Source organism: Streptomyces sp. QH1-20 (genome assembly GCF_041283565.1).
GTDB lineage: Bacteria > Actinomycetota > Actinomycetes > Streptomycetales > Streptomycetaceae > Streptomyces > Streptomyces syringius.
Genome location: NZ_CP166299.1, coordinates 4,063,164 through 4,074,717, shown reverse-complemented (window position 1 = coordinate 4,074,717; position 11,554 = coordinate 4,063,164). Strand labels below are relative to the sequence as shown.

At 69.7% G+C, this 11,554-nt stretch carries 8 protein-coding genes; 7 read left to right on the top strand and 1 reads right to left on the bottom strand.

Annotated elements, in window-relative coordinates; translation table 11 throughout:
* Positions 1-78: 78 nt before the first annotated feature.
* Entirely contained in the window at positions 79-597 is a 519-nt protein-coding gene (locus AB8O64_RS18250; protein ID WP_365210252.1) for a hypothetical protein, read from the top strand.
* An 82-nt stretch (positions 598-679) separates the two neighbouring features.
* On the opposite strand, the gene AB8O64_RS18245 is transcribed toward AB8O64_RS18250, so the two are convergent.
* On the bottom strand, positions 680-2,140 hold the full coding sequence (locus tag AB8O64_RS18245) for a CCA tRNA nucleotidyltransferase (RefSeq protein ID WP_370420031.1): 1,461 nt from the start codon (positions 2,138-2,140) through the stop codon (positions 680-682).
* Positions 2,141-2,349: 209 nt separating this feature from the next.
* Here AB8O64_RS18245 and AB8O64_RS18240 point away from each other — a divergent pair, with 209 nt between their 5' ends.
* The 6 genes from AB8O64_RS18240 to trxB all read left to right on the top strand — a co-directional run bounded on the left by AB8O64_RS18240 (position 2,350) and on the right by trxB (position 11,543).
* Positions 2,350-4,668: a DUF6049 family protein gene (locus tag AB8O64_RS18240; protein WP_370420030.1), complete on the top strand. Its 2,319-nt coding sequence runs from the start codon at positions 2,350-2,352 to the stop codon at positions 4,666-4,668.
* 45 nt (positions 4,669-4,713) lie between these two features.
* Positions 4,714-6,942, top strand: a complete 2,229-nt coding sequence (murJ, locus tag AB8O64_RS18235; protein ID WP_370420029.1) for a murein biosynthesis integral membrane protein MurJ — start codon at positions 4,714-4,716, stop codon at positions 6,940-6,942.
* Between the two features lie 109 nt (positions 6,943-7,051).
* Positions 7,052-8,761 carry a protein kinase family protein gene (locus tag AB8O64_RS18230; protein ID WP_370420028.1) on the top strand — a complete coding sequence of 570 codons (1,710 nt, stop codon included), beginning with the start codon at positions 7,052-7,054 and terminating at the stop codon, positions 8,759-8,761.
* A 32-nt stretch (positions 8,762-8,793) separates the two neighbouring features.
* The gene (gene sigM / locus AB8O64_RS18225) at positions 8,794-9,483 is read left to right on the top strand and encodes an RNA polymerase sigma factor SigM (protein WP_370420027.1); all 690 of its coding nucleotides are present in this window, start codon (positions 8,794-8,796) and stop codon (positions 9,481-9,483) included.
* Positions 9,480-10,457 (top strand): zf-HC2 domain-containing protein, encoded by a 978-nt coding sequence (locus AB8O64_RS18220; protein ID WP_370420026.1) that lies wholly within the window; start codon positions 9,480-9,482, stop codon positions 10,455-10,457. Before sigM ends, AB8O64_RS18220 begins: the two co-directional genes overlap by 4 nt.
* Positions 10,458-10,574: 117 nt before the next feature.
* A complete protein-coding gene (gene trxB / locus AB8O64_RS18215) occupies positions 10,575-11,543 on the top strand; it encodes a thioredoxin-disulfide reductase (RefSeq protein ID WP_365371490.1) in 969 nt (322 codons plus the stop codon).
* Positions 11,544-11,554 lie beyond the last annotated feature (11 nt).

Here is an 11,554-nt window from a genome sequence, read left to right as displayed (position 1 = left end):
TCCGAGTGGCCGGTTTCTTTACAGGTACCTTACGGGCTGCACTCCGACCGGATCAGGCTTCAGCCCGAGGGATTTCACGTGACCACTCCGCCGCCGCAGAACCAGAACCCGTTCGCCCAGCAGGGTGGAAACGCTTACGGCCAGCAGCCGCAGGCCCCTTACGGCCAGCCGCCGCAGGGGAACCCGTACGGTCAGCAGCCCGGCCCGTACGGCCAGCCGCAAGGCTTCCCCGGTGCCCCGGTGCCGCCGCCGGCCCCGCGTCGCTCCAAGCTCAAGAAGATTCGCATGATCGGTCTGCCGGTCGTCTTCGTCATCATCGCGGTGGGCGGCTACATAGCCTCGCGTGACGACGCGGATACCGCAGCCGTCGGTGACTGCGTCATGAACTCCGGCACCACCACCAAGCCGGACGTCGAGGTCGTCGACTGCAAGGACGCCAAGGCGAAGTACAAGGTCATCAAGAAGGTCGACGGGGCGAAGTCGGCCATGGCCACCTGCTCCTCCGTGGAAGGCGCCACGGGCGGCTACGAGCAGTCGCGCGGTAGCGACTCCTTCGTTCTGTGCTTCAGCGACAACAAGGAAGCCGGCACCAAGTAGCCGGATACGACGGAGCCGGGTGATGTTTCACGTGAAACGTCACCCGGCTCCGTCATGTTTCACGTGAAACATGTGCCGCCGCTCAGGCCTCCTGTGCGGCCCACCACTCCTTGAGCGCCGCGGCAGCCGCGTCGTGTCCCATCGGGCCGTGCTCCAGGCGCAGCTCCAGCAGGTGCTTGTACGCCTTGCCGACCTGCGGGCCGGGGCCGACGGCGAGGATCTCCATGATCTCGTTGCCGTCGAGGTCCGGCCGGATCGAGTCCAGCTCTTCCTGCTCCTGCAGCCGGGCGATGCGCTCCTCGAGCCCGTCGTAGGCGCGCGAAAGCGCATTCGCCTTCCGCTTGTTCCGCGTCGTGCAGTCGGATCGCGTCAGCTTGTGCAGCCGGTCCAGCATCGGGCCGGCGTCGCGGACATAGCGGCGCACGGCCGAGTCGGTCCACTCGCCCGTGCCGTAGCCGTGGAAGCGCAGGTGCAGCTCGACGAGCTGGGAGACGTCCTTGATCAGCTCATTGGAGTACTTGAGCTTCGTCATCCGCGCCTTGGTCATCTTCGCGCCCACCACCTCGTGGTGGTGGAAGGAGACCCGGCCGTCCTTCTCGAAGCGACGCGTCCTCGGCTTGCCGATGTCATGCAGCAGCGCGGCGAGGCGCAGCACGAGGTCGGGACCGTTCTCTTCGAGGTCGATGGCCTGTTCCAGGACGGTCAGCGAGTGCTCGTAGACGTCCTTGTGCCGGTGGTGCTCGTCGCTCTCCAGACGCAGGGCCGGCAGTTCCGGCAGCACGAGGTCGGCCATGCCGGTGTCGACCAGCAGCCGCAGGCCCTTCCGGGGGTTCTCGGAGAGGAGCAGCTTGTTCAGCTCGTCACGGACCCGCTCGGCCGAGACGATCTGCAGACGGTCGGCCATGGCCGTCATCGCCTCGACGACCTCGGGCGCAACCTCGAAGTCCAGCTGCGCGGCGAAGCGCGCGGCCCGCATCATGCGCAGCGGGTCGTCGGAGAAGGACTCCTCCGGGGTGCCCGGGGTGCGCAGGACGCGCGCGGCCAGGTCCTCCAGGCCGTTGTGCGGGTCGATGAACTCCTTCTCCGGGAGTGCCACGGCCATCGCGTTGACGGTGAAGTCACGGCGGACGAGGTCCTGCTCGATGGAGTCGCCGTAGGAGACCTCGGGCTTTCGCGACGTCCGGTCGTACGCTTCCGACCGGTATGTCGTGATCTCAATCTCAAAGTCTGATTTGCGGCAGCCCACGGTCCCGAAGGCGATGCCCACCTCCCAGACCGCGTCGGCCCAGGGGCGGACGATCTTCAGCACATCGTCCGGGCGGGCGTCCGTCGTGAAATCCAGGTCATTGCCGAGCCGGCCGAGCAGCGCGTCCCGCACCGATCCGCCGACCAGGGCAAGAGTGAACCCGGCCTCCTGAAATCGGCGGGCGAGGTCGTCGGCTACGGGGGATACCCGCAGGAGCTCACTCACGGCACGTCGCTGCACCTGGCTGAGCTCGTTCGTCGACGGCGGGGTGAGGCTGTCATTGTTGGCATTCGACACAACAGAAGAGGGTACGTGGCCGCGCGCGCGAGGGCCTCTTCGTTCCCGGGCACCGGCCTTCGGCCCCCGCAAACCAGGCGCAGCCAGGACATCGGGCCATGACAGCGATCTTGTACAGCGGTCCGCAGCACTTCGTCACAGCGGGCCTCGTTACCATTCGTGGACGCACAACCGACGACCACTGACGACGACGAGGGACGGGCGAGCGCGTGGCCGAGGCGGCAGAGTTCCAGGGGACGAGGTCCGCTCCTGCCTGCCGGTGGTTCCGGCACACCGCGACACTGCTCCTGGGAGTGCTGCTGGTCCTCGGGCTCGTACAGCTGCCGGCGGCCCCCGCCGCGCACGCGGACAACGGCGGTTCCCGCACGGTCGACGTGGCCGTGGACTCGATGACTCCGGTGGTCCCGAAGCAGGGCGACACGCTCACCATCTCCGGCACGGTCACCAACCACGGCAAGTCCACGATCTTCGGCGCCCATGTGGCCCTGCGGGTGGGCCCGCAGATCAGCGGACGCAGCGACATCGACGATCTCGGCCAGCGGACCGGGTACTCACCGGGCACCGACGGCAACGAGGTCGGCGGCAACCACCGGCAGAAGATCGACAAGCTGTCCCCTGGGGTCAGCCGGGACTTCACCCTCTCCGTGCCGGTGAAGGATCTGGACCTCAGCCGCGACGGCGTCTACCAGCTCGGTGTCTCCCTCTCCGGCCAGTCCAGCGACCAGCCGTACGAGCGGGTGCTGGGAATACAGCGGACCGTGCTGCCCTGGCAGCCGTCCGCCACCGAGGGCAAGAAGACGCAGGTCACCTTCATGTGGCCGCTCATCTCCGCCACCCGTCTGACCGCGCGGACCGAGTCGGACCAGCAGCAGACCCCCATCTTCCCCAACGACGACCTCGCCGCGGAGCTGGCGCCGGGCGGCCGGCTGTACCAGCTCGTCACACTGGGCAAGAGCCTGCCGATCACCTGGGTGATCGACCCGGATCTGCTCGCCACGGTCGAGGCCATGACGAAGAACTACGAGATCGACGCTCCGGAGGGCAAGAGCACCCCCGGCAAGGGGCAGGCGGTCGCCAAGCAGTGGCTCAACAAGCTCCAGGACGCCGTGGCGGGCCACCAGGTGGTGGCGCTGCCCTTCGGTGACCCGGACCTGGCCTCGCTCGCCCACCGCGGCAAGGACGTCTCGGGCATCCTGAGCCATCTCCAGTCCGCCACCGAGCTGGCCTCGACCACCGTGGAGACCATCCTCGGCGTGAAGCCGCGCACGGACTTCGCCTGGCCCGTGGACGGCGCGGTCGACACCTCGATCGTCGACGTCGCCACCTCGGCCGGTGCCCACAACGTCATCGCCCGCAGCGACAGCCTCCGCGACCCCGCCGGTACTCCCTACACCCCCTCGGCCGCCCGGCAGATCGGCAGCGGCAACACGGCCGTCGTCGCGGACGCGCGGCTCTCCACCGTCTTCCAGGGCGACATGCTCCGGGCCCACGACGCCTCGCTCGCCGTGCAGCGGTTCCTCGCCCAGAGCCTTCTGATCAACAAGCAGGCCCCGGACGACGAGCGCAGCATCGTCGTGGCGCCGCAGCGGATGCCCACGACCAGCCAGGCACAGGCGATGGCCACCGCGATCGGCGCGCTGTCGGACGGCCGCTGGACACAGCCCCGTGACCTCGGGGACGCCGCGAAGGCCAAGCCGGACGCGTCCGCGAACCAGCAGGTGCCCGGCCCCGGCTCGTACCCGGGCTCGCTGCGCTCGCAGGAGCTGACCACCGAGGCGTTCCAGGAGATCCAGCGGACCCAGAACGCCTTGGACAGCTTCAAGGTGATCCTGACGTCCCAGGACCGGGTGGTCACCCCGTTCGGCAGCGCGATCATGCGGGAGATGTCCACGTCCTGGCGCGGCGACCGCCGGGGTGCCGCGGACTTCCGCAACGCCGTGCAGTCCTATCTGGCCCAGCTGACCCGCACGGTCAACCTCATCAGCAAGTCCGACATGACCCTCTCCGGACGCAGCGCGACGATCCCGGTGTCGGTCCACAACGGTCTGCTGCAACGGATCGACGGCCTGAACCTGGTCCTGAAGTCCAGCCAGCCCAATCGCCTCAAGGTCGACGAGTCCCAGGACGTCAAGATCGAGGGCGGGCGCAGCCAGACCGTCAAATTCGAGACCCGTGCGAACGCCAACGGTCCCGTCCAGGTCACCGCCCAGCTCTACACGGACGACGGTGAGCCCTACGGCGACCCGGTGAAGTTCACTGTGCATGTCACGTCCATCACCCCTATGGTGCTCCTGGTCATCGCCGGTGGTGTGCTCCTTCTGGTTCTCGCCGGGCTCCGTATCTACCTCCAGCGCCGCAAGCGGTCCGCCGCTCGCGGCGGCGAGGGCGACGGACCGGACGGTGACGCGGGAGACACCGGGGACAGCGGGCCGGACGACGGCCGTCCCGAGCAGCCGGGTGACCCGGACCCGGACACCGGATCGCAGAACAGTGACCCATCCGGCTCAGGTGAGAAAGTGGACCGTTGACGTGTAGTGGGGCCGGACGGCCGCGGACGATGAGGTGGGGTAGCGATGAACGCGCCGTACGACGGTGACCGCGGTCAGGGCGCGGGTGGTGAGCAGCGGGACCCGTACCCGCCGCGCCAGCCTGCCCCGGGCCGCCAGGGGCGGCCGTACGCCCAGGACCCCTACCTCCAGGACGCGTACTCCTCCAACCCCTACCCGGAGCACGACCCGGCCGCGCAGGACCCGGTGACCGACGCGCTCTACGACCGGGCCGCGAACCCGCCGGCGCCCGGCCCCTACCAGCCGACCCAGCCGCTCTACCCGCAGCCGCCCGCGTCCCAGCAGGGCCCCGACCCCCGGCAGTGGGCGCCGGCGCCCCCGCACCAGCCGGAGGCTCCGGCGCGGCCGTACGGCGGCGAGCCCACCACCCAATTCGCCGGAGTGGGCGGCCTCGTCGGCCAGGCCTCGGACGAGCGCCCCGAGCGCGACGCCTTCGCGCACCTGTACCGCGACCAGCAGCAGCCGTACGAGCCGCCGCGCCCGTCCGGCCAGCAGATCCCCGCCCCCGGCCAGTGCACGCCCGCGGCGGCGCAGCTCCCCACCCCGGACCCCGAGCCGGAGCCGACGGCCCCGCCCGCGGCGAAGCCCAAGGGCGGCGGCAAGGCCTCCAGCCTGCTGAAGTCGAGCGCCCTGATGGCGGCGGGCAGCCTGGTCTCCCGCATCCTCGGCTTCGTCCGCAACCTCGTCATGGCGGCCGCGATCGGCGTGGCCACCCTCAGCGACACCTACCAGGTCGCCAACACCCTGCCGACGATGATCTACATCCTCGTCGGCGGCGGCGCGCTGAACGCGGTCTTCATCCCGCAGCTCGTGCGGGCGATGAAGAACGACGAGGACGGCGGCGAGGCCTACGCCAACCGTCTCCTCACCCTGGTCGTGGTCCTCCTGGGTGCCGTGACCACCGTCTGTGTCCTCGGCGCACCGCTCTTCATCCGGATGATGTCGCCGAGCATCGCGTCCCACCCGGACCAGATGGACGTCGCCGTGGCGTTCGCCCGCTACTGCCTGCCGACCATGTTCTTCATGGGCCTGCATGTGGTCCTGGGCCAGATCCTCAACGCGCGCGGACACTTCGGCGCGATGATGTGGACCCCGGTCCTCAACAACATCGTCATCATCGCCATCTTCGGATCCTTCATCTGGGTCTTCGGCACCGCCTCCGCCAGCGGCATCGGCACCGCCTCCATCACCCCCGAGGCCGTCCGGCTGATCGGCATCGGCACGCTGCTGGGCCTCGCCGTCCAGGCCCTGGCGATGATCCCGTACCTGCGTGACGCGGGCTTCCGGATCCGGCCCCGCTTCGACTGGCGCGGCCACGGCCTCGGCAAGGCCGCGGGTCTCGCCAAGTGGACGTTCTTCTTCGTCCTCGCCAACCAGCTCGGCATGGTCGTCGTCACCCAGCTCGCCACCCGCGCCGGTGACATCGCCGACAAGGCCGGCCACCCCGGCACCGGCATCACCGCGTACAACTTCGCCCTGCAGCTCTGGCAGATGCCGCAGGCCATCATCACGGTCTCGGTGATGACCGCGGTCCTGCCCCGGATCTCCCGCGCCGCCCACGACGGAGAGGTCAGCGCCGTCCGCGACGACATCTCCTACGGGCTGCGCACCTCGGCCGTCGCCATCGTGCCCTGCGCGTTCGCGTTCCTCGCGCTCGGCCTCCCCATGGCCACGCTGATGTTCTCCGGCTCCGGATCGGACGGCGCCACCAACATCGGCTACGTGCTGATGGCCTTCGGCCTCGGGCTCATCCCGTACTCGATCCAGTACGTGATCCTGCGCGGCTTCTACGCCTACGAGGACACCCGGACCCCCTTCTACAACACGGTGATCGTCGCCGCCGTCAACGCCGCGGCCTCGACCCTCGCCTACTTCGCCCTGCCCGCCCGCTGGGCCGTGGCCGGCATGGCCGCGTCCTACGGCCTGGGGTACGCCATCGGTGTCGGTGTCGCCTGGCGCCGGCTGCGTACCCGCCTGGGCGGCGACCTGGACGGCTCGCACGTCGTCCGTACCTACGCCCGCCTGATCGGCGCGTGCATCCCCGCCGCTCTCATCGGCGGAGCCGTCGCGTACGGAATCGGTCAGGTTCTCGGCAGCGGTGCTCTCGGATCGCTCGCCGCCTTGGCCGGTGGTGGTCTCATCCTGATCATCGTGTTCTACATCGCCGCGAAGCGGATGCGCATCGAGGAGCTGACTGCCATGGTCGGTATGGTCCGTGGACGGCTCGGCCGCTGACGGGAGCACAACCATCGCCCGCCGCCGCGTGTCGTGCATAGCGCCGGACTGTGGGCACAATTGTCGTGGCTGTGGACGGCGTGCAACGGATGGGGAGGCAGGAACGACGGTGGCGGAACGGAGCACGGCTGCCGTCGACGTGGCTGACAACAGCGGCGACAAGCCGCTGACCGCCAAGGCGGACCAGGCCACGACCGACGGGGTGGAGGCCGAGAACAAGGTCGGCACACACAAGGACACCGAGCGCGCGGAGCCCGAAAGCCCCGCGCGCGCCGCACAACCGCCCGAGCTGCACAGCGGTCACAAGCTCGCCAAGCGGTACCGCCTGGAGGAGTGCGTCACCCGTCTGGAGGGATTCAGCAGCTGGCGTGCGGTCGACGAGAAGCTGCGCCGCGCCGTCGGCGTCCACCTGCTGCCGGCGGACCACCCGCGAGCCCGCCCGGTGCTCGCCGCGGCCCGCTCGGCCGCACTGCTCGGCGACCCGCGCTTCGTGCAGGTCCTCGACGCCGTCGAGGAGAACGACCTCGTCTACGTCGTCCACGAGTGGCTGCCCGACGCCACCGAACTGACCCCCCTCCTCGCCGCGGGCCCGATGGAGCCGCACGACGCCTACCAGCTCGTCAGCCAGGTGTCCCAGGCCATGGCGGCCGCCCACCGCGAGGGCCTCGCCCATCTGCGTCTCCACCCCGGCTCCGTACTGCGTACCGAGTCCGGGCAGTACCGGATCCGCGGCCTCGCCGTCATGGCCGCCCTCCGGGGGATCACCTCCGAGCACCCCCAGCGCACCGACACCGAGGCCATCGGCGCACTGCTCTACGCCGCCCTCACCCAGCGCTGGCCCTACGAGAGCAACGCCCACGGGCTGTCCGGGCTGCCCAAGGGCGTCGGCCTCATCGCCCCCGACCAGGTCCGCGCCGGCGTCCACCGCGGCCTCTCCGAGCTCGCGATGCGCGCACTCGTCAATGACGGGGCCACCGCGTCACGGCAGGAACAGCCGTGCACGACTCCGGAAGAACTGGCCAAGGCGGTGGCCGCGATGCCGCGCATCCGGCCGCCGGAATCGGCCTTCGCCACTCCTCCGGCGTATCAGCGCACGAACTATCAGCGCGGCACGTACGGTCAGCCGCCGCAGCACCACGGCCGCGCCACCCAGCCCGTACCCGTCCCCCCGCCCCCGCTCCAGAGCCGCACGGGCAGGGCGCTCAAATGGAGCGTCTCGGCCCTCCTCATCGCGGCCCTCGGTCTCGGCAGCTGGCAGCTCGCGGACACGCTCCTGAAGGACGGGAGCGAGTCGAAGGACGACCAGCATTCGCGGTCGACCGGTGACGGTCTGCCCAAGAAGGGTCCGCTCAAGCGGCTTCCGATCGCGGCCGGCACGGAGTTCTCGCCCCTGACGGCTCCGTTCGCCGGGGGCAAGGCGCCCATGGCTGTGGACAAGGACCCCAACACCGCTTGGGTCACGGGCGCTTTCTACGGTCACGCAAACTTCGGCAACCTGGACAACCGCGCGGACGGCAGCGGCATCGTCGTCGACCTCGGTAGCGTCAAGGACGTCTCGCGCATCGAGGTGGCCATGTACCGGCAGGGCCAGACCGCGGAGATTCTCGCAGCCGACCCCTCGTCGGACTCGGCTCCGACCACCCTCAGCGGCTTCCCGCAGCGTGTGACCAAGCTCGACCGGGTCGACCAAGAAATCAAGGTAGACATCAAGAAGCCCTTGAAGACACGCTACGTATTGATTCACATCACCGAGCTGCCCCCGGACATCAACGGCAACGGGTACCGCGGCGGCATTTCGGAGATCAAGGTTTCCGGCTAGCGCATCCCGGGGTCAGGGGGAGGGACTCGACGTTGGACGACGTCACACGTGGCGGTGCGAGCGACGCCGATCTCCTCACCATGCACGTCAAAGGCGACCCCGACGCGTTCAGCGAGATAGTGCGGCGCCACCGCGACCGGCTCTGGGCGGTGGCGCTGCGTACGCTCGGCGACCGGGAAGAGGCCGCCGACGCCGTGCAGGACGCACTGGTCTCCGCCTACCGGGCCGCGCACACCTTCCGTGGGCAGTCCGCCGTGACCACCTGGCTGCACCGCATCACCGTCAACGCCTGCCTGGACCGGGCCCGCAAGGCCGCCTCGCGACGTACCGCGCCGCTCGCCGAGACCGAGCGGCTCGAGCAACTCCTCGAACCCCATGAGTCCGCGGCCGCCCCCGCCGAGCGCGGCGATCTCCACCGCGAACTGCTGCAAGCCCTGGCCACGCTGCCCCCCGAGCAGCGTGCCGCTCTCGTTCTCGTCGATATGCAGGGCTATCCCGTCGCCGAGGCGGCGAAGGTCCTGGACGTCCCCACCGGCACGGTGAAGAGCAGATGCGCTCGGGGGCGGGCCCGGTTGTTGCCGATGCTCACCCATCTGCGCCCCGATGGCAGGGGTAGCCCACCTGTCGAGGGGGGAAGGAACCGGTCGCAGGGGACGTCCGTCCCACCACCGGCAGGACAGAACGACGCGGATCCAGTGAAGGGCGGAGGTGGGCGAGCGTGACTTCAACGACCGGCACGGATGAGCACCCGGAGGTCGCGGAGATCTCCGCACTCGCCGAGGGTGTCCTCTCCCCCTCACGGACCGCTGACGTGCGGGAGCACTTGGCCGACTGCGAGCTGTGCGACGACGTACGGAACTCGCTGGACGAGATCCGCGGGCTGCTCGGGACCCTTCCCGGCCCGCTCCGGATGCCGACGGATATCGCCGGCCGGATCGACGCGGCACTCGCGGCCGAAGCGCTTCTCTCGGCCACCGCTCCCGCGACCACGTCCGCCGCGCAGGGCGCGGCAGTCGCGGAAGCCGCGGCGAACGCGGAAAGCGCGGCGAGCCTCGTTTCACGTGAAACCGTGATGAGTGGTCGTCCCGTGTCCGTTGATCCCGTGGCCGTTTCACGTGAAACGGGCGATCGACCCCCGGCCCGGCCTCGCGCCACCACCGGGCCCGGTCGGCAGACGCCCTCGTCTTCCGGGCCGCGCGGCCGTCGGGCCCGCCGCTGGCCGAGGGTGCTGCTCGGCTCCGCCTGTGCGGCGGCCGTGCTCGGTGCGGGCAGCTTCCTTCTGCTGAACAGTGGCAGCGACGATCAAGCGGACACTCCCCGGGCCGCGCCGTCCCCGACGGCGATCGTCCTCGGCTCCGGTGAACTGAAGACACGCGTTCATGAGCTGCTGGAGAAGCAGAAGGGCGCCGAGAACGCCGAGACGCGGGGGATGAGCGCTCCGAACTCCCCCAACGCGACGCTGTTCGGTTCAGGCACCACCGCCCCCGCCTGTGTCCAGCAGGGCACCAAGCGCTCGGAGGCGATCCTCGCCGCGCATCCGGAGCAGTACAAGGGTGAGGAGGCGTACGTCGTCGTCCTCCCGCACCCCGGGAACGAGGCGCTCGTCGACGCTTATGTGGTCTCCGCCACCTGCGTCACCGCCTCGCCATCGTCACCCGGAAAGGTACTGGCGGACCAGACCGTGCCGCGTGGTTGAGCCGTCTCTCCATGTGAGCTGTCGCCTGTCGGGAATGCTCGCCCCGTAGGATCCGTTGGGTGGGGTGAACCCCATCAGGACCCCAGACAGCAGTCGGCAGAGACAAGGAAGACACCCGTGAGCGACGTCCGCAACGTGATCATCATCGGTTCCGGGCCTGCGGGCTATACGGCCGCGCTCTACACCGCCCGTGCCTCTCTGAAGCCGCTGGTCTTCGAGGGCGCCGTGACAGCCGGTGGCGCGCTGATGAACACGACCGATGTGGAGAACTTCCCCGGCTTCCGTGACGGCATCATGGGTCCCGACCTGATGGACAACATGCGGGCCCAGGCCGAGCGCTTCGGTGCCGAGCTGATCCCGGACGACGTCATCGCGGTCGACCTCAGTGACGAGATCAAGACGGTCACCGACTCCGCCGGCACCGTCCACCGTGCCAAGGCCGTGATCGTCACCACCGGCTCCCAGCACCGCAAGCTCGGTCTGCCCCGCGAGGACGAGCTGTCCGGCCGCGGTGTCTCCTGGTGCGCCACCTGTGACGGGTTCTTCTTCAAGGACCAGGACATCGCCGTCATCGGCGGCGGCGACACGGCGATGGAGGAGGCCACCTTCCTCTCCCGCTTCGCCAAGTCCGTCACCGTCGTGCACCGCCGAGACACCCTGCGCGCCAGCAAGGCCATGCAGGAGCGTGCCTTCGCCGACCCCAAGATCTCCTTCGTCTGGGACAGCGAGGTCGCGGAGATCCACGGCGAGAACAAGCTCTCCGGCCTCACCCTGCGCAACCTCAAGACCGGTGAGACCTCCGAGCTGCCGGTGACCGGTTTGTTCATCGCGATCGGCCACGACCCGCGCACCGAGCTGTTCAAGGGCCAGCTGGACCTGGACGACGAGGGCTACCTCAAGGTCTCGGCCCCCTCGACCCGCACGAACCTCACCGGCGTCTTCGCCGCGGGTGACGTCGTGGACCACACCTACCGCCAGGCGATCACCGCTGCCGGCACGGGCTGCTCCTCCGCCCTGGACGCCGAGCGCTACCTCGCCTCCCTCTCGGACAGCGACAGCGTCCGGGAGCCCGAGCAGACCGCCTGACCCACTCTCTT

What these genes read in the sequence shown, in the direction of transcription:
- murJ (WP_370420029.1), top strand. Translation starts at nt 4,714, where the DNA reads ATGAACGCGCCGTACGACGGTGACCGCGGTCAGGGCGCGGGTGGTGAG.